General features: G+C 36.6%; 30 protein-coding genes and 2 pseudogenes. 11 read left to right on the forward strand and 21 right to left on the reverse strand.

The features are described 5' to 3' along the window. Positions 1-123: 123 nt before the first annotated feature. Complete coding sequence (locus ACOMCU_RS12570; protein ID WP_421050384.1) at positions 124-828, reverse strand: MBL fold metallo-hydrolase; 705 nt, start codon at positions 826-828, stop codon at positions 124-126. Between the two features lie 141 nt (positions 829-969). On the opposite strand from ACOMCU_RS12570, the gene ACOMCU_RS12575 reads away from it, so the two are divergent. Next, a complete protein-coding gene (locus tag ACOMCU_RS12575) occupies positions 970-1746 on the forward strand; it encodes an aminoglycoside phosphotransferase family protein (RefSeq protein WP_421050385.1) in 777 nt (258 codons plus the stop codon). Positions 1747-1905: 159 nt separating this feature from the next. Here ACOMCU_RS12575 and ACOMCU_RS12580 read toward each other — a convergent pair whose 3' ends face one another. Together ACOMCU_RS12580 and ACOMCU_RS12585 are read right to left on the reverse strand one after the other, a co-directional pair. Beyond that, positions 1906-2778 carry a DnaD domain protein gene (locus ACOMCU_RS12580; RefSeq protein ID WP_421050386.1) on the reverse strand — a complete coding sequence of 291 codons (873 nt, stop codon included), beginning with the start codon at positions 2776-2778 and terminating at the stop codon, positions 1906-1908. Between the two features lie 334 nt (positions 2779-3112). Continuing rightward, entirely contained in the window at positions 3113-3532 is a 420-nt protein-coding gene (locus ACOMCU_RS12585; RefSeq protein WP_010861426.1) for a hypothetical protein, read from the reverse strand. Between the two features lie 372 nt (positions 3533-3904). On the opposite strand from ACOMCU_RS12585, the gene ACOMCU_RS12590 reads away from it, so the two are divergent. After that, complete coding sequence (locus ACOMCU_RS12590; protein WP_421050387.1) at positions 3905-4648, forward strand: amidohydrolase family protein; 744 nt, start codon at positions 3905-3907, stop codon at positions 4646-4648. A gap of 150 nt (positions 4649-4798) precedes the next feature. On the opposite strand, the gene ACOMCU_RS12595 is transcribed toward ACOMCU_RS12590, so the two are convergent. After that, a complete protein-coding gene (locus ACOMCU_RS12595) occupies positions 4799-5593 on the reverse strand; it encodes a PhzF family phenazine biosynthesis protein (protein ID WP_421050388.1) in 795 nt (264 codons plus the stop codon). 378 nt (positions 5594-5971) lie between these two features. Next, positions 5972-6535, reverse strand: a complete 564-nt coding sequence (locus ACOMCU_RS12600) for a hypothetical protein (protein ID WP_421050389.1) — start codon at positions 6533-6535, stop codon at positions 5972-5974. 415 nt (positions 6536-6950) lie between these two features. On the opposite strand from ACOMCU_RS12600, the gene ACOMCU_RS12605 reads away from it, so the two are divergent. Beyond that, positions 6951-7307 (forward strand): hypothetical protein, encoded by a 357-nt coding sequence (locus ACOMCU_RS12605; protein ID WP_421050390.1) that lies wholly within the window; start codon positions 6951-6953, stop codon positions 7305-7307. 425 nt (positions 7308-7732) lie between these two features. On the opposite strand, the gene ACOMCU_RS12610 is transcribed toward ACOMCU_RS12605, so the two are convergent. After that, on the reverse strand, positions 7733-8305 hold the full coding sequence (locus ACOMCU_RS12610) for a TIGR00730 family Rossman fold protein (RefSeq protein ID WP_421050391.1): 573 nt from the start codon (positions 8303-8305) through the stop codon (positions 7733-7735). A gap of 78 nt (positions 8306-8383) precedes the next feature. On the opposite strand from ACOMCU_RS12610, the gene ACOMCU_RS12615 reads away from it, so the two are divergent. After that, the gene (locus tag ACOMCU_RS12615) at positions 8384-8698 is read left to right on the forward strand and encodes a MazG nucleotide pyrophosphohydrolase domain-containing protein (RefSeq protein ID WP_010861450.1); all 315 of its coding nucleotides are present in this window, start codon (positions 8384-8386) and stop codon (positions 8696-8698) included. An 848-nt stretch (positions 8699-9546) separates the two neighbouring features. Continuing rightward, positions 9547-9741: a hypothetical protein gene (locus ACOMCU_RS12620; protein ID WP_010861451.1), complete on the forward strand. Its 195-nt coding sequence runs from the start codon at positions 9547-9549 to the stop codon at positions 9739-9741. Positions 9742-9973: 232 nt separating this feature from the next. Here the strand turns inward: ACOMCU_RS12620 and ACOMCU_RS12625 are convergent, their stop codons facing one another. From ACOMCU_RS12625 to ACOMCU_RS12635, 3 genes and pseudogenes are all read right to left on the reverse strand, one after another. After that, a complete protein-coding gene (locus tag ACOMCU_RS12625; protein ID WP_010861452.1) occupies positions 9974-10426 on the reverse strand; it encodes a VOC family protein in 453 nt (150 codons plus the stop codon). Between the two features lie 184 nt (positions 10427-10610). Next, positions 10611-11222 carry a flavin reductase gene (locus ACOMCU_RS12630; protein WP_419185175.1) on the reverse strand — a complete coding sequence of 204 codons (612 nt, stop codon included), beginning with the start codon at positions 11220-11222 and terminating at the stop codon, positions 10611-10613. Between the two features lie 275 nt (positions 11223-11497). Continuing rightward, positions 11498-11560: pseudogene (locus ACOMCU_RS12635) on the reverse strand (transcriptional regulator); the annotation flags it as partial. 191 nt (positions 11561-11751) lie between these two features. Between ACOMCU_RS12635 and ACOMCU_RS12640 the strand changes: the two are divergent. Continuing rightward, positions 11752-12471 carry a DUF421 domain-containing protein gene (locus ACOMCU_RS12640; RefSeq protein ID WP_421050392.1) on the forward strand — a complete coding sequence of 240 codons (720 nt, stop codon included), beginning with the start codon at positions 11752-11754 and terminating at the stop codon, positions 12469-12471. Between the two features lie 603 nt (positions 12472-13074). Here ACOMCU_RS12640 and ACOMCU_RS12645 read toward each other — a convergent pair. Continuing rightward, complete coding sequence (locus ACOMCU_RS12645; RefSeq protein ID WP_421050393.1) at positions 13075-13767, reverse strand: Type 1 glutamine amidotransferase-like domain-containing protein; 693 nt, start codon at positions 13765-13767, stop codon at positions 13075-13077. A gap of 740 nt (positions 13768-14507) precedes the next feature. On the opposite strand from ACOMCU_RS12645, the gene ACOMCU_RS12650 reads away from it, so the two are divergent. After that, positions 14508-14732, forward strand: coding sequence for a hypothetical protein (locus tag ACOMCU_RS12650; RefSeq protein WP_421050394.1), 225 nt, complete (start codon positions 14508-14510; stop codon positions 14730-14732). 439 nt (positions 14733-15171) lie between these two features. On the opposite strand, the gene ACOMCU_RS12655 is transcribed toward ACOMCU_RS12650, so the two are convergent. Together ACOMCU_RS12655 and ACOMCU_RS12660 are read right to left on the reverse strand one after the other, a co-directional pair. Then, positions 15172-15783, reverse strand: a complete 612-nt coding sequence (locus ACOMCU_RS12655) for a DUF3885 domain-containing protein (RefSeq protein ID WP_421050449.1) — start codon at positions 15781-15783, stop codon at positions 15172-15174. Between the two features lie 638 nt (positions 15784-16421). Beyond that, a complete protein-coding gene (locus tag ACOMCU_RS12660; protein WP_010861457.1) occupies positions 16422-16634 on the reverse strand; it encodes a hypothetical protein in 213 nt (70 codons plus the stop codon). A gap of 485 nt (positions 16635-17119) precedes the next feature. Between ACOMCU_RS12660 and ACOMCU_RS12665 the strand changes: the two genes are divergently transcribed. The 3 genes and pseudogenes from ACOMCU_RS12665 (at position 17120) to ACOMCU_RS12675 (ending at position 19112) form a co-directional block, all read left to right on the forward strand. After that, the gene (locus ACOMCU_RS12665; protein WP_421050395.1) at positions 17120-17629 is read left to right on the forward strand and encodes a DUF3231 family protein; all 510 of its coding nucleotides are present in this window, start codon (positions 17120-17122) and stop codon (positions 17627-17629) included. 241 nt (positions 17630-17870) lie between these two features. Then, positions 17871-18113: pseudogene (locus ACOMCU_RS12670) on the forward strand (transposase); the annotation flags it as partial. A 453-nt stretch (positions 18114-18566) separates the two neighbouring features. Beyond that, positions 18567-19112 carry a collagen-like protein gene (locus tag ACOMCU_RS12675; protein WP_421050396.1) on the forward strand — a complete coding sequence of 182 codons (546 nt, stop codon included), beginning with the start codon at positions 18567-18569 and terminating at the stop codon, positions 19110-19112. A 484-nt stretch (positions 19113-19596) separates the two neighbouring features. Here the strand turns inward: ACOMCU_RS12675 and ACOMCU_RS12680 are convergent, their stop codons facing one another. The 3 genes from ACOMCU_RS12680 to ACOMCU_RS12690 all read right to left on the reverse strand — a co-directional run bounded on the left by ACOMCU_RS12680 (position 19597) and on the right by ACOMCU_RS12690 (position 22432). Beyond that, a complete protein-coding gene (locus tag ACOMCU_RS12680) occupies positions 19597-19839 on the reverse strand; it encodes a hypothetical protein (protein WP_010861128.1) in 243 nt (80 codons plus the stop codon). Positions 19840-20744: 905 nt separating this feature from the next. Then, entirely contained in the window at positions 20745-21680 is a 936-nt protein-coding gene (locus ACOMCU_RS12685) for a PD-(D/E)XK nuclease family protein (protein WP_421050397.1), read from the reverse strand. 11 nt (positions 21681-21691) lie between these two features. Continuing rightward, positions 21692-22432, reverse strand: coding sequence for a sulfite exporter TauE/SafE family protein (locus ACOMCU_RS12690; protein WP_421050398.1), 741 nt, complete (start codon positions 22430-22432; stop codon positions 21692-21694). A gap of 93 nt (positions 22433-22525) precedes the next feature. Here ACOMCU_RS12690 and ACOMCU_RS12695 point away from each other — a divergent pair, with 93 nt between their 5' ends. Next, positions 22526-23029, forward strand: coding sequence for a DUF1648 domain-containing protein (locus ACOMCU_RS12695; protein ID WP_421050399.1), 504 nt, complete (start codon positions 22526-22528; stop codon positions 23027-23029). 20 nt (positions 23030-23049) lie between these two features. Here ACOMCU_RS12695 and ACOMCU_RS12700 read toward each other — a convergent pair whose 3' ends face one another. From ACOMCU_RS12700 to ACOMCU_RS12725, 6 genes are all read right to left on the reverse strand, one after another. Beyond that, entirely contained in the window at positions 23050-23682 is a 633-nt protein-coding gene (locus ACOMCU_RS12700) for a hypothetical protein (RefSeq protein WP_421050400.1), read from the reverse strand. A 169-nt stretch (positions 23683-23851) separates the two neighbouring features. After that, a complete protein-coding gene (locus ACOMCU_RS12705) occupies positions 23852-24037 on the reverse strand; it encodes a hypothetical protein (RefSeq protein WP_010861120.1) in 186 nt (61 codons plus the stop codon). After that, positions 24038-24247 (reverse strand): hypothetical protein, encoded by a 210-nt coding sequence (locus ACOMCU_RS12710; RefSeq protein WP_010861119.1) that lies wholly within the window; start codon positions 24245-24247, stop codon positions 24038-24040. Between the two features lie 146 nt (positions 24248-24393). After that, positions 24394-24570: a hypothetical protein gene (locus ACOMCU_RS12715; protein WP_421050401.1), complete on the reverse strand. Its 177-nt coding sequence runs from the start codon at positions 24568-24570 to the stop codon at positions 24394-24396. Between the two features lie 157 nt (positions 24571-24727). Beyond that, entirely contained in the window at positions 24728-25951 is a 1224-nt protein-coding gene (locus ACOMCU_RS12720) for a GNAT family N-acetyltransferase (protein ID WP_010861115.1), read from the reverse strand. Continuing rightward, positions 25948-26676, reverse strand: a complete 729-nt coding sequence (locus ACOMCU_RS12725; protein ID WP_421050402.1) for an AAA family ATPase — start codon at positions 26674-26676, stop codon at positions 25948-25950. Before ACOMCU_RS12725 ends, ACOMCU_RS12720 begins: the two co-directional genes overlap by 4 nt. Positions 26677-26837: the final 161 nt, after the last annotated feature.

The following is a 26837-nucleotide window of genomic DNA, read 5'->3' on the forward strand; positions in this document are numbered from 1 at the left end:
TGACATCTACCTCTAATTGAATGATTATATTCCACTCTTGAAACTGTTGATTGTATGCAGCAAAGGATTAAAAAAGCTTCTTTCGCCAGTAAGATCTAATAAAAAATTGATGTTGATTTCAGCTTAAAACTCATTGATCACAACATTAAATCCTAACGATTGCGCTTCTTGGCGGTCAAAACCTTCATCTAAATGCATACACCAAAATTTAGCACGGAAATTAGGATCAACTAATTCACTAAGTTTTCGCAGTGACAAATGAACATTGCCTTCATAATCAGCTTGGCAAGTATCTACAAATACGTAATCATAGTGCTCATTCGTTAAGGATGATTTTAGGCTATTGGTATCTCCGGTGTAATAAATAACGCTATTATTAATATGTAACTCAATCGAATAACATGGTAGCTCCTCAACATGACTTGATTTCTCAAATCGTACTTTACAGAAAGGCAGTGTGTACTGTGTGTCGGCATGCAGTTGTTTTGTTAAACAATGCGTTTGTGGCATAACGCCGTTAATTATCAACAGCTCTTCCATTTTTACATCATGTACGTAATAAACAGTTACTTTTGATGTTGCAAATTCTCCATGTAAATAGTACGTATAAAAAATTAAATCAGCCAGGCTTCCTACATGGTCTGCATGCGTATGCGTCACCAATACATGGATGTGTTCGATCCCTTCCAGTATTTGATTTTCCTTGATTCGATGAAAAATATTGCTGCCACAATCAATCAGTAACATCTGATTGGCTACTTTATAATACGCTGAATTATTGCCTAATTTCGTATTAAATGCACTCCCTGAACCGATGAATTTCAACATGATGCTTTCTCCCTTTCCTTGCTATTAATATATTACACAAAGTAATTATACAATATTTACTTACTAAGAAGATTATTGACAATCATACGCCCGTATAGTATTATCTTCATTCTTACTTGTTGCGAGAGAGGTGGATTGACTTTGTTAATTGAAGATGTAATAGACCACATAGCGAGCCTTAAAGGGTATTCTTCTATAAAAAAAATCGAAAAAGGATACTCACCAGATAAAAAATACATAGTTACCGTCGGCCAAAATCATTACTTTATACGATTATCTGACATACAATATCACGAAAAACGAACCATCGAATTTTCATTGCTTCAAGCATTAGAAAAACAAGGTGTACAAACACATAAAGCCATAGAATGTACTTTATTGAGTGAGGCCAATCTTTCGGTCATGGTATTAAGCTATATTGAAGGATACCCTGCCGATGAAATCATTTTGAACCTTTCTGATGTGGGACAATTTAATTTAGGCCTTGCTGCTGGGAAAGAATTAAGAAAAATTCATCAACTACATGCCCATGTCCCACAAACGATGCACTGGGAAGAAGCTCAAAGAAAGAAATTCAGCTTTTATTTAAATGACTATAAAAAAGGTAGCTATCAAGTGCCAAAAGAGCATAAAATACTCAACTTTATTGAAAACAATTTTCATCTTCTTAAAGATCGACCTATAACCTTACTCCATGATGATTTTCATCTAGGTCATATCATCGTTCAAAATAACACGTTCAATGGCGTAATTGATTTTAATAGCTATGATTTTGGAGACCCCTATCATGATTTTTATAATCTGTCCTTATTTAGCAGAAGACATAGCATCCCATTTTGTATTGGACAAATAAATGGTATTTTACAGCACCTCCAGACGATACATTTTGGCGAATATATGCCCTTTATGCAGCAATGAATATCGTCTCGACGATTGTGTGGACGAAAAAATATGATGAACCATCTTTTGATGATGCATTAGAAAGAATCCATCTCATTTTAGCGGATCATGACTATTTTAATGTGGATCAACCATTATGGTATAAAACGCTTTAATAGCCTTATTCGATTGTCTCCTTCAACTATCTGGCACCTTGCTTAATTTTGCCAAGATTTTTTTACGTTCAGCTTCAAAGTTAATAGCTTGTTCAGCTTGTACCTGGGTGTTGTCTTCATGTCGTTGGTGGAACCATGCAGGAATAAGTTCATGACGACCTTGTTGCGAATCTCGCTTAACATTAGGATGTTGCTTTCGAGCTGCAAATCGTTGGCGATCCGCTGCCACATCTACAATGGTTGTTAACCCCTTGTTGCGCCAATCTAGTAGAATTTTTTCAACGTAATTCCAACGAAGTACATTGTTTTCAACAGCTAGTTTCATGGCATGAATAACCAGTTCTTCCGATAGTTCATCCGACCATCGATCTATTTTGTCCGCTACATGACAAACAAGAGAGCCAAAGCCATTTTGCTCATAAAATTGACATGCCGTTTGGCGTTTTGACGGATTCCCTACAATGGGATGAGGAGCATCATTATTATTATTATTTAGTAAATGATTATTTAGTGAATTAGTAATTAGTAGTGATGGTTTTTCCGTTTGTGGTGTTTCCGGTGATGGATTGTCCGTTAACGGCTTTTCAGTAGACGGTGTCAACTGTGGTACTTCAAACACTAACAGGTCCGTTTTGCCAAACATTCCACGATTTGTTCTTCCCTGTTCCTTATGAATATAGCCAGCTTTCATTAGCTCCTTCACAATATTACCTGTTGCATCACGTCCACAGTTGCTACGAGTTGCTAAATCTGCAAGACAAAATGACCAATCATTTGGCAATGACAGCATATAGGCCAGCAAACCTTTTGCTTTCCAGCTTAAACGATTGTCATTTAAAAATCCTTTGTCTAATACAACATAATTTTCCTTCTTTTGCACTCTAACTATAGCCATATGCATCCCCCTTATTGCCCTCCGTTTTGTGGTTTAACGAGCTTCGATTAGCAATTGCATTGACCCGAGAATAATCCTTTTGATTTGTGCTACATACCACTATCGAAGACTTCAGCCACTTCAGCTACTCAATCCTGTAGCAACTCTTCCTTTTGACAAAACTTAGGCCTTTATTCACTTATATACAGTTGGTATCTACAATCAGGGACAAGGTTTACCGATTTTTTTAAACTTTTAGGACATAAAAATAGGACATGCTGCTATAGCATGTCCTTGAACTGACTCAATATTTTTCTAACAACATAAATTCTTTTTGTATGGCGCACAAAACGGTTTATTGATATAACTCTTTATAAACAATGACTTTTAACGCTGCTATTTCCTCTTCTGTCAATTTTCCTTGGAATTCTTGAAGAGCCTCTTCTTTTGTCATGGAGCCGTTTTGTAATTGTACGCGAATATCATTAAGCTCTGAGATACCCACTTTTTGAATGATTACCTTAGTGGCTTCTTCTTTTGTCGTAAACGGCAATGTACTACTATCTACTGTTTTCGCTTCTTCCATAAATGATTTTAACTCTGGGTCACTTTCAATCGTGTTCTTTATTTCTTCCATTTGTCCGTTGTTCTCTAATTCCGTCGATATCGTCTCCACTATTTTATCAGATGCAAACTTAGTACCATAATGATACACACCATAACCAATTAAACCGATGAAAACAAACAATATAAGTAGAAATTTAATAAATTTCATATTTTCACGCTCCTTCATACTAGTTCATAATACTATATTAAGTGTACAGATGAGAAATAATTATCTTTCTATTCATGTCTTGTGCACAATGCAAATTAACAAGAGCCAGCACCTCATTATGGCCACCGCCTTTTCTCTTTAGCTTTATTCTGTGGCAGAGCACATCCATCATGTAGGCGCAACACAAGCAATCGTTGCTTACGAAGAATCGACGAGGTTACGCATTATGGTGTCTATCAACAGTCCTTTTTAAACCTGCCTTTTTCGAAATAACGTCATAAGTTCTACTTATACTGTTTTATAAAATAATTTGATTATTCTTATAAAGGAATTAGATTTATAATCAAGCCAACAAAAAAATGAGGTGAAATAATGAAAATTTTTGATGCCCATTTGCATATTATTAATCCGGCCTTCCCTTTATACGAAAATCAAGGGTTTATGCCTGAGCCGTTTACTGCAGACGATTACTTACGAACTGTAAATTCTGTTGATGTAGTTGGCGGAGCCATCGTTTCAGGTTCTTTTCAAAAATTTGACCAATCGTATTTAATTGATGCAATGCAAAAACTAGGAAAATATTTTGTTGGCGTTACACAGCTTCCATTCGACACAACCGATGAAGTAATCTTAGATTTACATCAAAAAGGGGTTCGAGCACTTCGTTTCAATGTAAATCGTGGTGGCTCTGAAGATGTGACACGTTTAGATTCCTTTGCAAAACGTGTGTATGAAATAGCAAATTGGCATACCGAGCTATATATCAATGCCAAAGATTTGCCTGCAATTGCACCCATTATTAAACAACTTCCAGCAGTGTCTATTGATCACTTAGGATTATCAAAAGTAGGTTTGCCTAACTTACTTGCATTAGTTGAGAGTGGTGTGCGTGTAAAAGCCACAGGATTTGGACGCATTGATTTTGATCCTGCCCATGCGATGAAAGAGATTTATGCCATTAATCCAGATGCATTAATGTTTGGAACAGATTTACCATCTACCAGAGCAAAAAGACCATTTCAATTTTCGGACATTGATTTAATTGAACATCATTTTGATGAACAAGCAGCAGCGAAAATACTATATCAAAATGCTCAAAATTGGTATTTCAAATAGTAATTCAGTAATTTATATTGCCATTAGCACCTACGAGGAATTTTGGAAGAATCACATTCAGATAAGGTATCTTCACTTCAGTTGATATAACCGATAAACTTTAATAAATAAGGGTTTATCGGTTAATTTTTATTTAAAATTAAGAAAGATTTAAATCAATAGTTCACCCCGTAATATCTGAACTGCTGGACCTGCAATCGCAACATCATTTACTTTGGGTGTCACAAATAATACCCCACCACGTTTTGAAAGCTGTTTGCTAACAATACGTTCTTTTGATAATTTTTCACACCAGTAAGGTCCTAACGCACCATGACTAGAACCATTTACATGGTCTTCATCAATACCCTGTGCTGGTGAAAAAAATCTAGAGACGATGTCGATTCCCTCATTCTTAGACCTACTCGTAATACAGACGCCACGTACTGGGAAGTGGTTCATTGCAGTAAAATCAGGTTCAAATTCTGCAATATATTCTTCATGACTTAGTTCCACGATATAATCTAAGTCTGTTTTCCCTACATATATAGGTTTCGTCCCGAGCCAATCTTCAAGCTCTGAGGGGCATTCAATCTCTTCTAACGGATACTTCTTAATGGTTATTTCAACCATTTCATTATTCCAGCTAGCTTGCAAAGGACCGCTTATCGTCTGGAATGTAATAGAGCGATCTACTGGTATAACCCCTTGTTGCCAGAGCAGAAAAGCACTAGCGATTGTTCCATGCCCACAAATCGGTATTTCCATTACTGGCGTAAACCACCTCAGAAAAAAGTCATGATCTTTCTTTTGGATAAAAGCTGTTGTTGGTACAGGTATCTCCTGAGCAATTTTCTGCATAGTCAACTCAGGAATTGTTGCATCCAGTAAACATACTGCAGCGGGATTTCCCTTGTAAAGTTCTGTAGTAAAAGAATTGACGATAAAATACGAAACTTTGTTCAACTTCCTCACCCCATTTTCGTTACTATTAAAATAACAACTGATTTCACGTACCTACTTTACTCATATAATAATACCTTATACGATAGTTGTTTGGATAACTTTTTCCATTTGCACTTCCATACACAGCATTTCTAGAAGGCTTGCTCATTTGAATTTCTAAAATGATCCGCCTTTTCAAATCCTTCAACAGCTACTGCATCAAATCAACGATCTTCGCCGTACCAATTTGGCTTTTGAATATGACGAATTTCAATACCCACCAAAGGAAAGGTATCTGTTTTTTTCAAATAAACCCTATTCAAAGTACAATCTTCTAACTACCCATGATTTTAACAACCGCTCTAGAATTCCATTTTTATTAAGCTGGTAATTACGCAGTTAATGTCTCTCCCAAAATAAAATACCGCCGTCATCTGCAATTACAAAATAATTGCCACTATATGAAAAGCCATAGCAATATAAAAAACCTCTATAAATGCGAACACAGCTTATATTTTGTCCTTCAACAAAACAGTCCTCCAATGCAGGCTCATAAATTATGTCTTCACAAGGGAAAAGAGGAGATACTCTTCGTAAACATTCCCCGAATTTATTGCGGATTGGCAGAATGCTACCACCGTATTTGCTTGCCAATTTAATCGATTTATCTTTTAAAACGTCGAAGCCTTCACAAATTAACAACGTTTCATCTAAGTCAAAATCATCTGTGTCATCACGAGCAATTTTTTCTGCTTTTGCTAAATCTATTATTCCTCTACCATTACTAGATACAACAAGTAATAAATCGGATGATTCATCGAACCCAAAGTATTCAAATCCTCCAATGCTAAAATTACCCTTAAAAGTCCAACCAACTGGGCTATTAGCATAGGGTATTTGTTCTAATAAGCTATATGTATTTTTTCTATGTTTCTCAAATGCCTTACTTTTAAAATAATCCATAATATCCTCCTTTATTGAATTGAACTATTAACAATCAAAGCGTTAGGTCAAAAACTTTACTCCGCAGATCCTTCTCCACTAATCTTCGAACTTAATTTAATAATATCCTATTATTAAGTAGTTGGATTTAATTGCCCATTTACCTAAATAACTTGTTACTTACCGTGAATTTACTTTAAACGCTTCATTCATCCTCACATTGCATCGCTTTCCTAAGAATGAGATGAACAGATTAATTTTTGACAATTGTCTGTTTTTCATTGTACTAATGTAATTATTTTCTATAAAATGAAATTAGAATCTGCTCCAGGCGTTGGGAATGGATGCAATTGCAGAAGCAATAATATTCACAGGCTATTAAAAAGAGGCAAGACAAAGACTAAATAAATTCAAAAACTATAATGGAGGAATTAACTTGTTTAAAAATTTGCGTGATGAGCTAAGAGAAGAGTTGAAGAATACAAAAGAGGATTTAGAAAAAGAAGTATTTAAAGTATGGCAAATAGAATATAAAGGACATGTCATTCGAATTGTAAATGCAATGACGGAAGAAGTTCTTTACATTAATAATGAAGTAGTGGATATGAAAAGTAGAGCAAATGGGTTCAAACAAATCTTCCCCTATGTAACATTAAAGGGTGAAATTACAGAAGATAATGGCACTATATCTACTGTAAGAGTAAAAATTGGTGGTTTATTAAGTTTAAAATGTGTCGTTAAAATAAACGGTACAATACTTCTTAATGAGACATACAAAATATCAATTAACTGAATTTCACTCTATAGGTTTGGCGGTCCTAAGTGTTAGGAAATGAGTTAAGCTATTTTACAGGTACATATTCAATGATCGATTTATATGAAGCACCAACTGGCAATTATCAAAGTGCTGATGTTGAGTTTACAATACAATTGATAGGATTAAAACATCAAAATTCGTGGCAGAAGATTCAGATTTAATAGAAACGGCAGCGTACAGGAATGTCCTTGTATTATTTATACTTGGAACGAACTTATCTGATGATACTGTAAGTTTCCCTCCTGACACAGCTACTATAACTACAGCTATTACTTCACCTTTTTGAAATGATTAAATAAGGTGAAGTAATAGCTGATTAAGGTGAAAAATTGGTAAAGAAATGAGTGGTTAGACTTGCTTCATTAATTGCTTCAAAACAAAGCGTAAGTTCAACCAAAACATTAATTATGTTGATATGTTTTAATTGCAGGAGGCACATAAGCTAAACATTTTTCTAAGAGCCGAGTTACGTCACTGTCTACTAAAAGTGCCTCCCGATACTGTGTTTGTAGAAAATGTTCGTCTTGCATATGATCAAATAATGCAATAAGTAAATCATAATAATGACTGATGTTTAAAATTCCACAAGGTTTTTGAATCAAGCCAATTTGGTTCCACGTGAACACTTCAAAAAACTCTTCTAATGTACCCGGGCCTCCAGGTAAAGCTATAAATCCATCAGCTAGCTCCATCATTTTACTTTTACGCTCATGCATAGAATTTACAACAATCAACTCTGTTAAATGTTTATGAGAAATTTCTCGGTCCTCAAGTAAAGTTGGTATAACACCAATGACTTTACCCCCTTCTTGAAGGACAGTGTCTGCTACCGTTCCCATTACACCCACACTTGCTCCACCGTAAATTAATGTAATATTTCGTTTAGCTAATTCTCTCCCTAAGAGTATGGCTCCTTCTCGGTAAGCTTCAGAAGCTCCGATGCTTGAACCACAAAAAACCGCAATGCTCTTCATGTTACTTCCCTCCATATTATGCACTATTCTTTTATAGTATAATTTAATTTATACAGGAAAGAAATGGGGCTTGAAAATATGGAATTAAATGAATTTCAACTGTGGGTAAAAGAATATTATGAAACACGTGGTTGGTCTGACTTAAATATTTTTACACGGATAGGCTTTTTAGCAGAAGAAACTGGTGAAGTAGCGCGTGCCATACGAGCGCTTGAAATTGGAAGAGACCGTCCTGATGAAAAGGTGGGTTCCTACGAAGAAAATAAGCAAGAATTAGTAGAAGAACTTGGCGATGTTTTAGGAAATATAATTGTTATTGCCAATAAATATGACATTTCGCTTGAGGAAATTTTTAGTACTCACCAAGAAAAACTGAATAAGCGCTACAAATGATAAAATAAAATATCTCCTTGGCACTTTTACAACATAAAAATCCAAAAAATTTGGGCCAATCCTACTGGCGCGTTGGAAAAATCAAGCTTTTGCCTGACCGCCCGAGTGATGGTTGGGCTTAACTGAGCGTTTCTGCTCCTGACCCGAGCGGTAGACTGGCTTACCTGAGCGTTTCTTCGACCTACCCGAGCGATGGTTGGGCTTACCTGAGCGTTTCTTCGACCTACCCGAGCGGTGGTTGGGCTTACCTGAGCGTTTCTTCGACCTACCCGAGCGATGGATGGGCTTAACTGAGCGTTTCTTCGACCTACCCGAGCGGTGGTTGGGCTTACCTGAGCGGTTCTGCTCCTGACCCGAGCGATGGTTGGGCTTACCTGAGCGGTTCTTCGACCTACCCGAGCGATGGATGGGCTTACCTGAGCGTTTCTTCCACCTTATCAGAGCGGTCGATGGGCTTACCTGAGCGTTTCTGCTCCTGACCCGAGCGATAGACTGGCTTACCTGAGCGTTTCTTCGACCTACCCGAGCGAAGGATGGGCTTACCTGAGCGTTTCTTCGACCTACCCGAGCGAAGGATGGGCTTACCTGAGCGTTTCTTCGACCTACCCGAGCGATGGTTGGGCTTAACTGAGCGGTTCTGCTCCTGACCCGAGCGATGGATGGGCTTAACTGAGCGGTTCTGCTGCTGACCCGAGCGATGGTTGGGCTTACCTGAGCGATTCTTCCACCTTATCCGAGCGGTCGATGGGCTTATTCAACGAAGCTCCCGTTATTTTAAGGGCAATGTTTCACAAATAAGTGAAAATAGATTATACTGGACTAACATGTTCAAAAAGGAGGAATTTCCTATGACTGAGAATAATCAATCCGAAGCACCAAAAAAGAAAATCAGCTTGCAAGAGGCAGTGAAAAAGCAGCTTGAAAACAAAAAGAACCAATCATCTACTAATAATGGAAAAAAGAATGCCGACCTTTCAACTAAAAAAATGAAAAGCCAGCAAGCGAAAAAAACAAGCAATACCCGTAGAAAAATGGGCGTCTAATAAACGGACAAAATCGGGCATCTATCCCCTGGTATTAAAGCCCAGCTAACAGATGTACTGGAAATTCACTCTAAATATTAGAAGAGAAAGCATTCAAGGGACAGTTCCCTGAATGCTTTTTTTCATTATTTCTTCTTTTCAATTTATTACTTGTTTAACTAATCTGCATCGTTAGTACAATATAAGTTCAGCAAAAAGAGCGTTACTTGTTTGGTACAGCCCGTACAAATAATTACCGTTTTCTCCACTCTTCAAGAGACATCTCATTAAAATCCTCAACATCATCTAATCTTAAGGGTGTGATGAATTCTAATGAATTACCGTCTGGGTCTGAGAAATAGAGTGCAGCATGTGCATGAGGATAGTTTGATAATACCAGGGGTTGCTGGTCGGAAGTAAGGGCAAATTCTGTGCGAATTTCGATTCCAATCGATTTCAACCATTTTTTCGCATGCTTAAAATCTTCTTCATCAATTTTAAACGCTAAATGTCGGATAGATGGATGATATGGTAATTGAACAGTCTCACTTTCCCATAAACCCAACCAGCTTTCGCCTTTCACGATCCAAAAGAAAGCCACTTTTCCTTTTTTAGATGCCAGTTTTAACCCTAACTTTTTATAAAATGCAATAGCGTTTTCTAAATTACTGACTGGTAAATGTGCTTCGTATAAACCTTTTATCATTTAAACATGCTCCTATTCATATGTATTTATGAAATAATATAGTAAAATTCAGTCACTTTTACATCAATCATTCGACTGAAACATTGATAATATTTTTCAAAATAAACGAAATAAGACCAGGCTCAAAATTAATTGAACCTGGTCATCGTGTATAATATAAGTACGACTATAAAAGATAAAATTTCTATATCTCGGATCTAAAAGTTTTTCCTAACTGATTACCAAGACCGAAATAATGACGAAAATTATAAATAAGTGGGCTCCATTTATTTGGGTCAATATGATTTTCTCCAATAATGATTTCCTGATGGGCATGTACATGTATAGCTTGCGTCTCAACAATTGCAAAATCTGAAGAATAATCAGGAATTCGTATGTGATGAACCCTTGCCTCAACTTGTATTGGACACTCTATAATACGTGTAGGTTTTACTGTTTTAGACAAAGCAGGTGTTAATGAACTAACATCATATTTTTCTTTTTCAAATGTAAATCCATTGTTCTTCTTATATTCTGGAACGGGATTTTTCCCTGTAAAAGGAGCTAATTTTTCAACATTCTCCCATAATGAAGGACTCGGAATATTGATCACACATTCAGGATGTCGCGCTAAATTTTCAATCGCTTTTCCCCCAAGTCCAACGCCCAATATAATACAATCCCCTAATGCCCATGATGATGACAGGGGGCTAATATTTACTGTTCCATCCTCATTTAGCGAATTTAATAAAATCACAGGAGTTCCGTAGTATAGAATTTTCGGGTTAATAATTTCTGTATTGGGAACGTCAGTCATTTTTTTCACTTTTATTTCTCTCCTATCCATATCTTCTTCAATATTTATAGTAGATTATAAACATGTAGATATTCATCGAAATATGGATTCCATAAGAAAAAAATGAGCCATTAGCTATCTGTTTGTTATTTTCTCGCTGCTGAATAGTACCAACCAAACGAATGAATGCCTACTTAATTCAAGTAAAGCGCCCTTTTCTTGAAGAAATCATTCATCATTCTAGCCGTTATTATGATTATTTGGTGTGGCGGATTTTTGTTCCTTTTGTTTCTTATTCATATAGTTTTTGCCCACTCTCCTATAATGTCCAGTACTGGGATAAAGCTTTTCCTTTCTGGTGTTAGCGAGTATTCTACTTTAGGAGGGACTTCTTTATATACTTCTTTTTGGCTCCCTTACGTAGAAACAAATTTGACTTTTCATGCTTTTCATCAAGCTTTTTATTACTTTTTTTGTTGGTGATTGTCGCATACTATTGAGCTTTCTGCACAAGCTATTTTTTGACAGCAGTTTAGGAGTTGATTGATGTATGGGAGACTTTATTCACGCTCAATTTTGGGAAATGACACTTAGAGTCATCATTTCTTTTTTTGTGCTACTTATTTTAACTAGAATCCTCGGAAAAAAACAACTTGGCCAACTTACTTTTTTCCACTATACAACAGGTATTTCATTTGGCTCCATCGCTGCCCAAATTGCATCACAGGCTCAAACACCTTTTTTAGATGCACTCATCGCGCTCATTTGGTGGGGCGTTTTAACCTATTTAATGACCATCCTTACCATAAAATCTAAAAAAGCTCGTGTCCTGATAGATGATAAGCCAACTATTGTTATTCAAAATGGTCTTATTTTGGAATCTGGGCTAAAGAAAAATCGGTTGCATATGGATGAGCTAACAATGATGCTACGAGAGCGATCTATTTTTTCCGTTCAAGATGTACAATATGCAATCCTTGAAACAAACGGTGCGCTAAGTGTATTACAAAAAACCTCTGAACAAGTTGCAACGAAACAGGATGTTAAAGCGGATGTCTCACCACCAACCTATCTACCAACAGAGGTGGTTTCAGATGGCCAACTTATTTACGAAAACCTTGTGGAGCTTGAGTTGACAGAAGATTGGCTTATAAAAAAATTAAAAAAACAAAATGTCCAATCCGTTGAAGATATCTATTTTGCGCAGGTTCAAACAAACGGCTCTTTATATATCAGCCTGAAGGATAAAGCAAGACAATCCAGCCCTTAAGAGCAATAATATTCCTTGTGCTATGTCAAAGTTTGCTGTATATAAAAAAAATATGGTGCACTTATTTTGATTTTTGCGATTAAAATAAAATGCAAAAGATCTTCCTTGTAATTACTGGCATCCCTTGTAATACTTCATGCTGCCAGTATTATTTTTGCCCTAGTTGTTCAAAAGAGCTATAACTTATAAGTGTTGAAGTTACACAAAAGACCAAGTTATTGAAGTCTGGGTAATGCAATAGGATATCTATTTACATATTCAGATTAATAAATGACTTTGATACATCACCTTCTGAAAAGGATTCTTATCGGCTGAATCTATTAGTTTTTGCCCATTCCCTTACCTATTGCGATTATTATTTGTTCGCCATCTGAAAAAAGAAGCGCATTCAAAATACTGAATACGCTCCTTAATAAACACTGTTTCACATCGAACTATCGTTTACGGAATGTTATCACGTTGCACTAACATTTGTCCTACACAGCTGATACACATACAATTAGACAACATAAATAAAATCACTTGTCACGGAGTGGTCTCATTATGGTCTATTCTACTAAGCCCTTGTTTGTTTAATAAGACTAGTATGTACTATTTTTCGTATTAACCTAAATATTTCGTTTCAAGTGCTATCTCTATAATTTTCTCATCGTTATTCACTTTATATGCCTTCGCTCTAGGTCTTGAACTAACAATATTACTGATTTCTTGGTCAATGAAATGAATAGCAACTCCATCATCTGTTGCAAATCCAGGTTTTATTTTATTAGTGGAGATAAGTTTTTGATAAGTAGGTCTTCTATCGGATTCTCCATCATAGTGGGGACAATTACTACCTTTTAGAAATCCTAAACACTTTAATGGTTCTAGTCCATCTCCATAAGAATCGGTAACCCCTTCTTCAAACCAACAAATGGAACCAGCACTAATACCTGCTAGTATAATTCCTTGCTCCCAAGCCTTTCTTAGAATGACATCTAATCCCCATTCCTTCCATAGAACTAATAAATTCTTGGTATTACCACCACCAACATAAATAATATCTTTTTCTAGTAAAAAGCTTTCTACGTCTCTTGTAGGTGGGTTAAATAATGATAAGTGAGAAGGCTGACAATGCTGGTTTTCAAAGAATTGATAATATCGAGAAATATAATTTTCCGAATCTCCACTTGCTGTTGCAATAAAACAAATTTTTGGATTTGATTTCCCAGATTGATTTAGGATATATCTATCCAACAAAGGATTATCTGGCTCCATAGAAAACCCACCACCACCAAGAGCAATGATTTGTTTCATCGATCTACTTCCTTTCTTTTCAACTAGGGATTATTAATGAACATTTCTCCCTAATGAATATAAATTTTTTCTAGAATTAATCTACTCCGTTAATAATACATCAAATTCAATTTATTTGGATTTGATTTTCCATTTATCCTAAAAGTCAGTTGTCTAACGCTGCTCACATTGCACTATTGTTCATGGTTATCACTTTTATACTTTGACTTCCACGATTGATGAATTTATCCCGAGTACTATTGAAGATTACATTTAGCCGTTACAAAGTCTTTCATACTAGCAACCTGTGAAGCTATTTAACAAGAAAGAGATAAAACGACTTCGATAATCGGTTGTCAAATTGTGGAGGGCAAACCATGTCGTTACTGACTTCCTCGCCCTCTCTTGTTGAGACACGCTCAATCTGTATAATTTTATTCTTCATTGCAACTTGTTAAGTAGAAGGGCTCGTATAATCAATCCTTACTTTAAGGAGGAACGTTTCCTCAAAAAGGTCTCAGCAGGACCATTCATCCCTTTTCACTGCATTACGCTATAAAGGGAAGGCACGTCCATCAACAAAAATTTGACAAAATAACACCGTTATTTTGTCCATCATTGTAACTTGTCGTTCAGTAGAGAAAAGAAAGAGCTGTGCATGCGCTAGGGCAATAAACAATAACATAAAACCGCGTGGTAAATGGAATGAATTCTATGAAATCCTTGATCAGTTCTATAAGCCTTCCACTTTTGAGGAATACATGGCTGACTTTGATTTCGAAGTGAGTGAAGCCGATAGCAAGCAATTAAAACAGCTTTATGAAGAAAGCTTAGCACTTAATAAAAAAGAGGAGCTTGAAAAAGCAGAAGAAAAATGGGATGCTTTTCACAAAATTCTAGACCCATATATTAAAGCAAATGAAGAAATTCTTATCTCAGCTTCTAAATTAACGATAAACGGTCAAGAATATTTTCCACAACATTAACCAGTAAAAATTCGGAGTTATTCTAAAGTCATTGAAAATGATTTTTGGTATAACCCCCTTTTCTTATCTCCTTGTATTTCAAAAAGAGCCATCTTCTATCCCCTCTCTACCATTCCAGCCAGTTCCCTATATTTGGCCTACATTTTATTTGTGTACGACTATCACGTTCTTTTAATCAATTGTATAGCAGCACAGAACACTGCTATGCGTTTCAAATGACGAATTACAAATACAAAAAAACCCCCCTCACGGAGTGGCCTTCTTTTTTATGGATTATTCAACGAAAACAACCCGTTAGCCATCCATGTAGCGCAAAATCAACACTACACCACAGAAAATGAAAGATTTTCACGTTCTTTCATGGGAGTTTAACAAGACGTATAAACCTTTTTCTTAGGACAAGTGTTAATATAGAAGTGAGAATTATATAATGACACCCTTATTTAAAACGTTTAACAATCTCTTCTCGTGAGTACTCATCAATCCAATCACCGTATTTTTCATATAAAGGATATATGGTTTCATTATTAGTTGCGATGACCTCGCATCCTCTATCATCATAAATAAAAAAAATCACATTTTTAGTGATATTTATAAAAAACACATCTGGATAGTTTGAAACTGGACCGAATTTTGGTTTTAAGGGGAAATCCTCATTGCACGCTGCTTTAATAAGTAATGGGTATTTAAAATCGTGTTTGCAGCACTTTAAGGAAAATCGAGAAGTATAATAATCGACTGCTTCTTCATCATCAAATACATATGGCAAAGTTTCTTGTCTTAAATGGAGTTTTAAATCTTTATTTTTTAAAAAGCGATTAAAAACCTTTATTCGCTTTTTCTTAATTTCATCAGACCTGTGCTGATAAACATTCGTAACTAGAAAAATTTCATCCAAATCAGAGAAAAGTTCGTTAAAAATAGACAATGCTTGATTGTATACGCAGTCAAACATTTCGAGATTCAGGCTACCATCATCTTTAAATTGATAAAGACTAGGTGCCAAAGTAAGTCCTGGAAAAGCATTATTTAAATATTGATCTAAATCTATCGTCGTTCACTCCATTCTTTCTATTGTTCTTTAACAATACCATTATTGAACTAACCTGGTCTTTTAGTTGAATAAGAAAAAAGAGCCGTCTGACAGCTCAAAGATTTTCTACTAAAGCACCCGTTACTTTAATGAGAAAACAACTTAATTTTTTATATTTTTTCCAATCTTCTTATATAAATTGAAACGCAATCTTTAAACCGATAGGGATAGTTAACCAAAGCAGAGAATTACTCAATATAATTTTAATATTAGAAGCATTTTCCAATTTGTCTTTGGAAATAAATCTCCACATCAATAGTACCCAAAAGCCCATATTAGTATGATTAAAAAGAATTCTGGTGTCAAAGCATCAACCTCACCTAATGCCCCTTCTGCAAAAAACAAGAAATAAATAATGCAACAAAACCACTAGATATAACATTACCCATAACTAAAATTGATTTCATTTTGAACCCCGCCGTTCTCTTTGTTTATATAAAACGCTTTATTCACCAGTCGATTTATATATCATTCTTACAAAGCTATTCTGCTCCGTTAGCACAAGAAGTGATTGCTCTAATTGAACAATCTCCCTCCGTTAGCTTAATAAGAAACCAGGAAGTCATTTAACTTTAATTCCTCAAACACAAAGTTTTTTATTTTTTACACTCGAAAGAGTATTCACTTGTGAAATTATTATGGATTTCTAATATAACTTTTCCACCCTTTTCATAGCAGCGAGTACTAGCAAAATTTATTTGTTTAGTATTGAAATAACTCGATGAAATCGTTAAAAAAGCGACACCAAATAAAACGATAACTAAAATCCATAAAACTCCTGCAAAATACTTATTTCTAAATATAGTCATTTTTTAAACACCCCTTATTTAAATCGAACTAAACTACCCATTTACTTTAATACGATTGAAACAATTATATGTTCCAAATATTTATAAATTTACCATTTAAAATTAACGAAAATCCATCTATGCTTATTGAAGAAACCTGCTTCATTAGTAAAAAGCAACTGCTCTATTGAACAATCGCCCCCATTATAATCCACCAATCTAAATCATTTAGTACAATATTGGACAGGAGAGGTGAAAGAATCCTCCTTGCGGAGTCCCTTTGATTGGAATTCCTATACCTTTTACAGGGGCTTTAAGCATTTTTGAGACTACAATTCGTTTCAGCTCAGTAATGACAGCCCTCCCATGTCATGCATAAACATTTATAGGGAAACGTTACACAACCTCATATTGTTCAATAAATTTGTTTTTTTTGAATTATATTTCTGATTTTACCCATACTATCCTTGTTTGAAATTAGCGAAAAAAAGGAAGGAAGTGCAAGTATGGGTATATTAGGTGGAAATCCTAAAGATGAACCATTACATTATGGTGAAGTGTTTAGTGTCTGGACAAATTTAGCTACAAATAACGGCTTAATCGCTGGATATCAAACATTTTATAATCACGCTGGTGATGAAGATTTGAGAAAAGTCATTGAAGATATCATCCAAGTCTTAAGAGACGAAGTGAAACCGTTAGAAAAGATATTAAAAACTAACGGAGTTGGATTACCTCCTGCACCACCTGAGCGTCCGGTAGCAAGAATTGAAGACATTCCTCCTGGAGCAAAATTTAATGATCCTGAAATTAGTGCTGCACTATCAGTAGACCTTGCTGCTGGATTAGTAGCATGTAGTCAAGCAATGGGCATGTCTACTAGAGAAGATGTTGCATTAATGTACGGTCAATTCCATACAAGTAAAGCGCTGCTTGGCGCAAAACTTTTACGTCTTAATAAGACTAAAGGTTGGTTAGTTCCACCACCATTACATGTAGATTATCCAGAAAAATAATATTTATTTACCTGCCAAACCGTCGAGGCTGGGACAAAACAACTCACCTCAAAAATGAAAAGCCTCGAAAATTTTACGATTAGTAAAATCTTCGAGGCTTTGTTTTTTTAGTCTACTTCGTAGTCATTTTTCTCCGCTACGGCGGACGCTTTCCACGGGCACGGCTCCAGCCTTCGCTCCGAACAACAATTGAAACACTTCTATTTCAATTAAATCTATTCATAATTTTAGGCATAAAAAAAGGACATCTATGGTCAATGAGAAATGGGAAGAGCAAAAAGAATATGTAAGAGCGAAGCTTTCAGAAGAAGAAACGGCTATGATTTACCGTCAACGCAAAGTTGACGTGGAGCCGGTTTTCGGATTCTTGAAAGCTAATTTAGGTTTCACACGATTTTCTGTCCGTGGAAAATCGAAAGCTGAGAACGAAATCGGCCTTGCATTAATGGCCGTAAATTTAAGAAAATATGCGGTGCGAGGATAATCCTCCACTACATAATGTCAAAATCAAACGCAAAAATCGAGATTGCATGATGCAACCTCGATTTTTTACGTGAACTGAAACTATTTATGTCCCAGCATCTTTTCTTCGGACCTTTTTCATCTTCAAAATTGCTTTTCACACATATTTATAGTTGTAATGTTTTAAAATCGCATTACATATATTAGTTTCGGGATAGCTGCTTTTGCATCGCCCCAAACTGTAATTGCTTTTTGCTATCCCACCATTCCAAAGCCAATCATCTTCCTCCCCAGCACATTTTCTTTCGATTAATCCTATGCAGTCACTTCACATTTATATAAATTAATTTTAATCATGCAACTCAACTTCCTTTAAAATAAAAAATCAATAATGAATGATTTTAGTTGATTGTTAGCCTATTGCCCTTTACTCCATTTTTCACACGAATATAATACTACAAATGGAGGTGGAAAAATGGATAACTGTAGTAACTGTAATAAACAATCCTGTTTATGCGGAAAACAAATAGGACCATTCAGAGCTGTCGATCTCTGTGGAATTACTGGCGGCGTTCCAGTAACACCACCAACAACATGTAGCGGTTTATGCGAATATGGATATATATATAATCTGAGCGCTGAAACTGTAGCTGTAGAGGCAGATATTATTTTTGATTCAACAGGCATAGTTACACCTGGAATTACGCACGTCCCTGGAACCTCTCAAATTTTTGTTACCACACCGGGAATCTACGAGGTTACTTTCATCGTATCAGGTGTTGAACCTAACCAATTCACACTATTTTTAAATGGTGCACCGGTTACGCAAGCAGTCTATGGTTCAGGAGCTGGTACTCAACAAAACACAGGTCAGGTTATAATTTCTATACCATCCGGCGGGTTTCTTACACTAAGAAATCATTCTTCTGCCGCAGCAGTAATCCTGCAAACTTTAGCAGGAGGCACACAAATAAACGTAAATGCTTCTATTATCCTTAAAATGTTAAGTCCTATTGTCTAGAGATAAAAATACCCTGTAAAGCTTCTCTTCGTTTCAAAACTTCAAAAGAATAGATTTTCATAGTTAGGAGTGATTAACCTTTAGTGCAGGAATTACTCCTCTTTTCTTTACTGTTTTATGCACCCTTTTCTTGCACCATTTCTTTCAACTAAGCAACTCCAACTCATTTTTTACATCAATTCGTCTCCGAGGTTTTGTGTATTTAAATAATTAAACACCTAGCTTTTTGAGCTCCAATACAATTCTTACAATCTACCGATGTGGAAATGCTTGTACATTCACATTTCGATTGCAAAGCATCGATTTTCTGTAATATGTCAATTCGCTTTTCAAGCTTTTCTGCTTTCATGATAAAGCCCACACTTTCTTGGTGTGCCAGCCTTCTTCAATGTATTCCTGCACCCATTCGTTTTTGTATGGCATAATGACGCTTGCTTCACATTTACCACCTCATTATTCTGCTTTAACCTTCTCATTTCTTACTTTAAGGCATACACGAGGTAGGCTTTTGTTGTCTTTCATGTTCCAAAGACTCCCTTAGTACCTTTTGAAATTCCCTCATGTCCTCGATACTTAGTACTAACCCGGACTTTTCTTCATCTTCGATACCACCGTTAACCTCTTGTTTAAATTCGCTGACCACGAAGTGAAAAATCTCTTCATCCGAATTATTTTTCACCCATAACGAACAGCCTTCACCTGTGTATTCAATTCTTTTTTCTCCCATATTAACCACTCCCCTTATTTAATTGCTTTCAAATGAAGTTACACAGTCTTACCTCCAACTAAAATAGGAGTACCACGAATAAAAGTCACTGTTGAACATGGCTATGATGAAGATACTGGAGAACGACTTAGATATACTAAAACCGTTCGTATGAAATCAATGTCAGATCGTGCTATAAATAAGACTATGACCGATTTCGAAATCGAAGTAGCAAATATAGAAAATGAAAAGCTACAAAAAGTTGAGAATATTAAATTTAGAGATTTTATTGACCGATGGATGGATTTGTATGTCAAAGCTGAATTATCTATCAAAACAATAGATACTTACAAAGTAAGCTTAAACATGGAATTCTAGAGGATTTAGGGGATTGTAAACTTTCTAACATCAAAACACTACATCTGATGAAATGTCGAGAGATGTCCTAGTGTAGCAAAAGGGCAATATACAGCTTTAAAAAACGTCTTCTCTAAAGCGATTGAATGGAAGTTAATTAAGGAAAATCCTATGGATGGCATTAAATCTCCCCGATTGGACCCTAAAAAGAAGGACTAAGAATTTTACAGTGAAGAACAGTTAAAACATCTTTTCAAAGTATTAGAAGGTGTATACCCTAAACACAAGGTCCAGATTAATTTGGCTGCCATGGTTGGACTTCGATTAGCAGAAGTAGCAGGATTGCTTGGAGTCTTTTGATTTTGAAAATCATACTATCTATGTAGACAAAACGCTTCAATTTGATATTGAAATTAGAAAACTAAAAATTTTGCAATTAGGCCACGCCTATATACATGACAATCAACACCTATAGCCATTTAACAAGCAAGGATAAAAATGATGCAAGCGACCATTTTGATGATTTAAATTAATTAGTCACTTTTTGGTCACTTGCTCATTTATTCAACTTAAAACTGAGTGCATAATTCTTTATAATTACAGCCCTTACACCGCCAGTCATCAAGGGTTTTTTCAAAGTCCTCAAAATCCACTGGCTCGTTGATGAAAATATCAGCTTGGTACTTTTTCATTTCCAACACACTGCGTTGAAAAGTGTGCAAAATATTATCCATATCAAACGTTGTAAAGGTGTATTTTTTTCGTTGTCCCGTCAATAAGTATTCATTGTAAACATCAATTTGTTCGAGCGCTACACCATATTTTTGTTGAATATAGTAGGCATAGAGCGCTAATTGTTGACGATCGTCCTCGGATTCCCCGCCCGTTTTCCAGTCAATAATGACCCACTTATCCTCCAGATCGTCATAATAGTGAAAGTCCATTACGACAAAAACTTGTATATCCTCGATCTTCATGGAACGAAATTGTTCGGGTTCACCAATGCGTAAAGAGCCCGTTCGTGCGGTGATTCGCTGCAACGTCTCACTTTGTAGAAAGTTTTCCAACACCGCTTCCAATCGTTCCTTATAGTCATGTACTAGTTCAGGACTAAGTCGCCCAGCATAATAGATTTCCTGCATCATATAAAATTTATTGGGCTTTTGTCTCCATAAATCCACATGCCTTGTAGAATCGATAAATGCTGCATTTAGCTGACCACGTGCACGATTGACAAGTTCAGCAAGTGACGTGACTTCACCAGTTTGAATATAATGAGTGATCGTCTGTTCAATCAAATGATGGACAATCTGCCCAAATAAAATCGGCATCGACTGCAGTTTTTTTAGGCGGTAGACATGCTGATGGAATGGCTCCACATTATAGCTTAGCCAGCCATTATGTGCAAAATAGTATTCATAGCCATATTTTTTGGAACAGCTCGTTAACGTTTTATGTCGTGAAAATGACCACGAAAAAGCTGGATATGGTGTAATTTCAAACATATTACCCCTCCCTATAACTGTGTGAAGAAATCATAGACAAGCTGTAGAATTAGCACAATTGTTACAACGCGCAGCAGGATTTTTACGTGGTTTGCCTTTACCTTCCTTGCAAGGACAATGCCAATTTGCGCGCCAATAATCGACCCGACCATTAACACTAGTGTCAGTGACCATTCAATTTTACCCGTTGCAATATAGGTAACCGCTGCTCCTGAACACATAGCAAAAACACCAACACGAGATAAAACAACCGCTTTCATGTACGTTATTTTTTGATGTGCATATGTATACAGCGCCAATGTACTACTACCAGGGCCAAATAATCCATCATAGAAGCCAACAGCGAGCAGAATTGATCCATTTATGCGATTCATCGTAAAACTTTCCTTATTACCAAAGTCTGACCCACCAATAAAGGACATGACAAGTGCAAAGCCAAGTAGAATAATCGCAATTAGAGTCAATGTTTGACTACTTATATATGAGGCGAATAGCCCGCCAAGTGTGCCACCAACTAAGGACACTAATAACACAGAACGCATTTCTGCCCAAGATAATTCCTTTCTTCTATAAATCGTATAAAAGCTTGAAAAAGCACTGACCATATTGGACACCTTATTCGCCCCAATCGCTGAGTGAACCGGTACCCCCATCAACATCATTGTGGGTAATGTAATTAATCCACCCCCTCCGACTAACGTGCCAATCACGTTACCCGCAACTCCAATCAATAAAAATAACAAGTATTCCATGTAATCCTTCTTCCTGCTACGCACAATATGTAAATCTTATGTTACAGTATAACAGAATGCTATTTTAAAAGATGAGATTTCCGAGGTGACCTAATGCACGAACATCAAAAAACACCTACACCACGTTTCTGTAACCAGCTGACCTTGATTGTCACTACCATTTTTATTGCTGGACTTGCAGCAACGCTTATTCAATATCGTCAGCTGCCTACATCCATTCCAATTTTACACAGCTTTACGAGTGACCATGCACAATTCGGACCGAAAATTGCTATCTTTTATTTACCCTTTGTGGCTTTGATGCTGTTTTTACTATTGCACTATTTAGAAGTAAAAGCTGCTTATCCTGTGAAACGGAAAAATAAGCCCGTCCTTTCACATGCCCAGAGACAAAATGGTATTCTCACTTTCTGCCTGATTAAAAATAGTATTCTGCTATATTTTACGTATTCACTCTTGAATGACTTAATGGTCGCTTTTGGGCGAAGTCGTCTGTTGCACCAATGGCAAGCCTATGTTTTCCTTGCCCTGTTATTTATTATTTTTATTTCTGGCATTATTCGTGGACTTTTACTCGATAAAAAAGCAAAAAGCTAGTGGCACTGTCATTATGTGCACTAGCTTTTTACTATGTCCGTTTTCATTTGCTCAAAGGTATGTATTAAGGCATATTTTTGTACACCACGTGCGGCGTCTATACAGTTTCCTGCAAATCGTTCAAATTCTTGTTTATCCTTTAGCTTATGTGCATAGGCTGCTTCAATCGCTGGCTGCATCCACGGCTGTGTTAACTTATCACTATGCATATCTGAAGTCCGCCCCTCAAGTGCAGCAATATAACAGGCCGCATAACTTTTAATCGGGTCCTTATCAATATGCTTAGCCGCTTCCTTAGCTGCTTCCAAATTTTCCTCTAGCAGTGCTTTATTAAATAAATAATTATATTTAATCGTTGGTTGTTTATATTTACCCGCTACATCTGCCAGTACCCTAATTTGATCTGCTCTCGTCCCATAAGCCAATGCATAAATATGAGCAAAAAATGGCTGCTTTTGACGGTCTCTCACAAATTTATCTACCTGTTGCATATTATTCGTTCGATATAAAATATGTATATGTCTGTAAATCATTGCGGTTACAATTACCGCAAAAAAACCGAGTGCCACTGACATGCGCACACCTGCCAGAGATAATGCCATCGCCAGAGCAATAATGCCGATATAAAATAAAGTTAGTTTAACGATTCTCATAAAAACCTCCTACTGTAGTTTCTTCCGCATTTTCCGTGTGAAAATAAAGCCTGCCCCAAGAAAAAAAATGAGTGCCATAAATTTCATAAGAGGAATGACAAATAACTTACTAATCACAAAAACAACAATGATATAATAGACCACCATTGCGAGTAAAAACAATGTCAGCTTATTCACTAGACTTCCTACTTTCTTTCAGTGACGTTGCAATGGCAGCTAATGCTTTTGGTCCCATGCCATGTAAATCCTTTAATGTAGTTAAATCTACCTGTTTAAGTTGCTTCAATTCTGTATAACCCGCCGCATTTAAGGCCCGTATTGCTGGCTTTGCTACACCCTTTGGCCATTGCGTCATTTACGTTCGTCCTTTCCTTTTTCGAACATTTATTATCTCACTACCGATAATCCCTATTGCTAGTATGACGAGGGATACGACATGATAGTCTGTAAAAAATGTCGGAAAATCAAGTCCATAGTACGTGCAGATTGCTGTTACTAGACGTCCGGCTAGCATGACAAAACCAACAATCAAGCATCCTTTTATCGTTTTCTCTATGACATTCACCAGTAAACACCTCTCACATTATTATGCAAGGGAACACACTGAAAAGCAAATCGTGCTATTGCTATTACAACCCAGTGAAGATTTATACGATTAAAAGACAGGAAACATGGCCACGAAAGAAGCCATAATATTCGCGATGCTATGTATCATCCAACTTGAAATAATGGACCCATTTGATTTTTTTCATTGATCCAGCCCATTAAATAACCTGCAAGTGCCGTTGCAATGAAGAATAATAGAACAGCTACTATATGATTCGAAGAAAACAATAGCCATCCATGAAAAATGTCACAATCGACCGCATTGACTGCTTCCATGTCCATTTTTTCTTACATTCAATACATTTTGGCATACAATCAATCCCCCCATTCACTAATTATGCCATAATGAAGGGCAAGTGACGCACCTATTTTGTGGCAACTAAAAAGGAATCTACACAGGAGCTTTCTTGTGCAAATTCCTTCTTTCATGTGAAACGCATTAAAAATAATCGATAAACGTTGGAATCCCTACAGGTAGCACCGCCTCGAGTAAGGCAATGTCGACCGCATTGCCGTGTAAACGTTCGATTTTCTCCAAATAATATGGTCGCTTATAACCTAATAGCATCGTCGCTAGCGTTTGCACCGTGAGTTGAATCGCGTTTTCGGACAATAGCTCACTCAACTTTTCGACCGATACTTCACCATCCTGTACCGTTACAATAAACGTGCCATTGTTCCAAGCTACAATACGATCACTAACTGCTAAGCGAAGCTGAAAGTTGTTACCTATAAATGGGTAACGCAGTAAAAATTCCTTCACATCTACAATACGCGCCATAAAATACGGCGATACTTTTTGAATAATTTCGCTATCCTCTAGTAAAAATGCGACTGCTTCGTTCCCCGTCGTTTTGCCGTAAACATTGTAAACCATGGAGCTGTGGGCAGACACAAAATTCCATAACCCTTTTCGTGCCTCTTCCTGTAAATAAACAATTTCATCTATATAATAATTTTCTTCCATGATGCGGTAAAACAGATACCCTTGTGGATCATCTTCTTCATCGTAATAGACAGCAGCCTGCAGTTTCACATCACTATCAATGAACTTTTCCTCCCAAAAATCCTCTTGGAATTTTTCATTCCATGCAATACTATTACGTACCATCACACCATGTGTTTTTTTCGCATAGCGGGCATAAATCGTTACGACATCCTCATGTTTTGGATCGACACGACGGATTTTACCGTTTAACCCTGGATAATGTGGAAGCTGTGTATCCTTGACTTGAAATTCCACGATATCACTCATAATTTCCCAACCCTTTTTCCGATAATACGGAATAGAATATGGAAATAAATAGGATATATATCGTTCTTCATCACGCATTCGCTGTAGGCATTCCATAATGAGACTTTCCATTAAGCCATGCCCCGAATACTCTGGATACGTCCCAACTGCTGTAATGCCGCCCATTTCATATAGCTTGCCATGAACATTAACTTGAAATGGTAGATTTAATATTTGGGACACTAGCTGGGTGCCATCAAACCAACCAATTGCATGCCCTACGTCAAACTGCTTGCTTTTCGCATTCACAAACCGACGATCCTTATTGATAGACATTGACATTTGAAACACATAATTTAGCAAATCAATCGACTGTGCCATTTCATCTAGACGAATTTCTCTCATGACTAAGCCTTTACGTTGATTCATGATTCCCTCTCCTCATCAAATAACTCAGCAAAAATAGTTTCTGGTGCATTTAAAAATCGTTTCGTGACAATATAGTGTATGGTGTCTTCGTAGCGAATCGATTCAATTTCTCCTTCATCAAAACTATAAATTGTCGCATTCGGATAGCCTAATAAGATCGGTGAATGTGTGGCGATAATAAACTGTGCCTCATGTTCTAGATCCTTCATAATTTTAAGTAGGCTCAGCTGCCGTGTCGGTGACAATGCCGCTTCCGGCTCATCCAGTAAATAAATCGACTTATCTCTGAAACGGTTCATAAACAACGATAAAAACGACTCACCATGTGACTGATGGTGTAAAGACTTGCCGCCGTAAGCAGCATACTTATTTGGGTGTTCTAACAAGTCAATATGGCTAGCAAATTGATAAAACGTCTCCGCTCTTAGAAAAAAGCCGTTTGAAACTTTTGGCCACCAAGATAAACGAATGTGTTCCCCAAGGGCCGATTCTGCCTTATGTACATCATACATATTCTGTCGTCCACCACCTGCTGTATTAAAATCGCAGCGATCTGCAATGGCCTCCAATAAGGTGGATTTACCAGAGCCATTTTCCCCAACAAAAAACGTCACATTTGTTGGAAACTCTAGCTCTTTTAGTTCCTGCAAACTCGGTATATTAAACGGATAAACGTGTTTATCATCAATGTCGTCCTGCAACACCTTACATGATTTTAAATACATTCAGTTTTCCCTCCCTGTGCTTCTATTATAACGCTCACACGTTCTCTGATACCGCCTTTTTTCCAAAATGAAACGAATGACACTGAAAGTAAAGTGAAACTTCAATCAGTGGGGATTGTTTTCCCCATCCTCACTGATTCTTAAAGGGTTATGCCAACAAG

Origin of the sequence: Lysinibacillus sp. UGB7 (assembly GCF_049058285.1) — a bacterium.
GTDB classification, from domain to species: Bacteria; Bacillota; Bacilli; order Bacillales_A; family Planococcaceae; genus Lysinibacillus; species Lysinibacillus sphaericus_B.

Bases quoted from the DNA above. Each gene is read 5' to 3' on its own strand.
- ACOMCU_RS12675 (WP_421050396.1), top strand. From the start codon at position 18,567: ATGGATAACTGTAGTAACTGTAATAAACAATCCTGTTTATGCGGAAAA.
- ACOMCU_RS12615 (WP_010861450.1), top strand. From the start codon at position 8,384: ATGGAATTAAATGAATTTCAACTGTGGGTAAAAGAATATTATGAAACA.
- ACOMCU_RS12650 (WP_421050394.1), top strand. From the start codon at position 14,508: ATGGCTGACTTTGATTTCGAAGTGAGTGAAGCCGATAGCAAGCAATTA.
- ACOMCU_RS12570 (WP_421050384.1), bottom strand. From the start codon at position 828: ATGTTGAAATTCATCGGTTCAGGGAGTGCATTTAATACGAAATTAGGC.
- ACOMCU_RS12660 (WP_010861457.1), bottom strand. From the start codon at position 16,634: ATGACTATATTTAGAAATAAGTATTTTGCAGGAGTTTTATGGATTTTA.
- ACOMCU_RS12705 (WP_010861120.1), bottom strand. From the start codon at position 24,037: ATGACGCAATGGCCAAAGGGTGTAGCAAAGCCAGCAATACGGGCCTTA.
- ACOMCU_RS12625 (WP_010861452.1), bottom strand. From the start codon at position 10,426: ATGATAAAAGGTTTATACGAAGCACATTTACCAGTCAGTAATTTAGAA.
- ACOMCU_RS12585 (WP_010861426.1), bottom strand. From the start codon at position 3,532: ATGAAATTTATTAAATTTCTACTTATATTGTTTGTTTTCATCGGTTTA.
- ACOMCU_RS12590 (WP_421050387.1), top strand. From the start codon at position 3,905: ATGAAAATTTTTGATGCCCATTTGCATATTATTAATCCGGCCTTCCCT.
- ACOMCU_RS12700 (WP_421050400.1), bottom strand. From the start codon at position 23,682: ATGAGAATCGTTAAACTAACTTTATTTTATATCGGCATTATTGCTCTG.
- ACOMCU_RS12665 (WP_421050395.1), top strand. From the start codon at position 17,120: ATGGGTATATTAGGTGGAAATCCTAAAGATGAACCATTACATTATGGT.
- ACOMCU_RS12610 (WP_421050391.1), bottom strand. From the start codon at position 8,305: ATGAAGAGCATTGCGGTTTTTTGTGGTTCAAGCATCGGAGCTTCTGAA.
- ACOMCU_RS12720 (WP_010861115.1), bottom strand. From the start codon at position 25,951: ATGAATCAACGTAAAGGCTTAGTCATGAGAGAAATTCGTCTAGATGAA.
- ACOMCU_RS12725 (WP_421050402.1), bottom strand. From the start codon at position 26,676: ATGTATTTAAAATCATGTAAGGTGTTGCAGGACGACATTGATGATAAA.
- ACOMCU_RS12680 (WP_010861128.1), bottom strand. From the start codon at position 19,839: ATGGGAGAAAAAAGAATTGAATACACAGGTGAAGGCTGTTCGTTATGG.
- ACOMCU_RS12690 (WP_421050398.1), bottom strand. From the start codon at position 22,432: ATGGAATACTTGTTATTTTTATTGATTGGAGTTGCGGGTAACGTGATT.
- ACOMCU_RS12645 (WP_421050393.1), bottom strand. From the start codon at position 13,767: ATGAAACAAATCATTGCTCTTGGTGGTGGTGGGTTTTCTATGGAGCCA.
- ACOMCU_RS12640 (WP_421050392.1), top strand. From the start codon at position 11,752: ATGGGAGACTTTATTCACGCTCAATTTTGGGAAATGACACTTAGAGTC.
- ACOMCU_RS12685 (WP_421050397.1), bottom strand. From the start codon at position 21,680: ATGTTTGAAATTACACCATATCCAGCTTTTTCGTGGTCATTTTCACGA.
- ACOMCU_RS12695 (WP_421050399.1), top strand. From the start codon at position 22,526: ATGCACGAACATCAAAAAACACCTACACCACGTTTCTGTAACCAGCTG.
- ACOMCU_RS12600 (WP_421050389.1), bottom strand. From the start codon at position 6,535: ATGGATTATTTTAAAAGTAAGGCATTTGAGAAACATAGAAAAAATACA.
- ACOMCU_RS12580 (WP_421050386.1), bottom strand. From the start codon at position 2,778: ATGGCTATAGTTAGAGTGCAAAAGAAGGAAAATTATGTTGTATTAGAC.
- ACOMCU_RS12715 (WP_421050401.1), bottom strand. From the start codon at position 24,570: ATGGACATGGAAGCAGTCAATGCGGTCGATTGTGACATTTTTCATGGA.
- ACOMCU_RS12630 (WP_419185175.1), bottom strand. From the start codon at position 11,222: ATGACTGACGTTCCCAATACAGAAATTATTAACCCGAAAATTCTATAC.
- ACOMCU_RS12620 (WP_010861451.1), top strand. From the start codon at position 9,547: ATGACTGAGAATAATCAATCCGAAGCACCAAAAAAGAAAATCAGCTTG.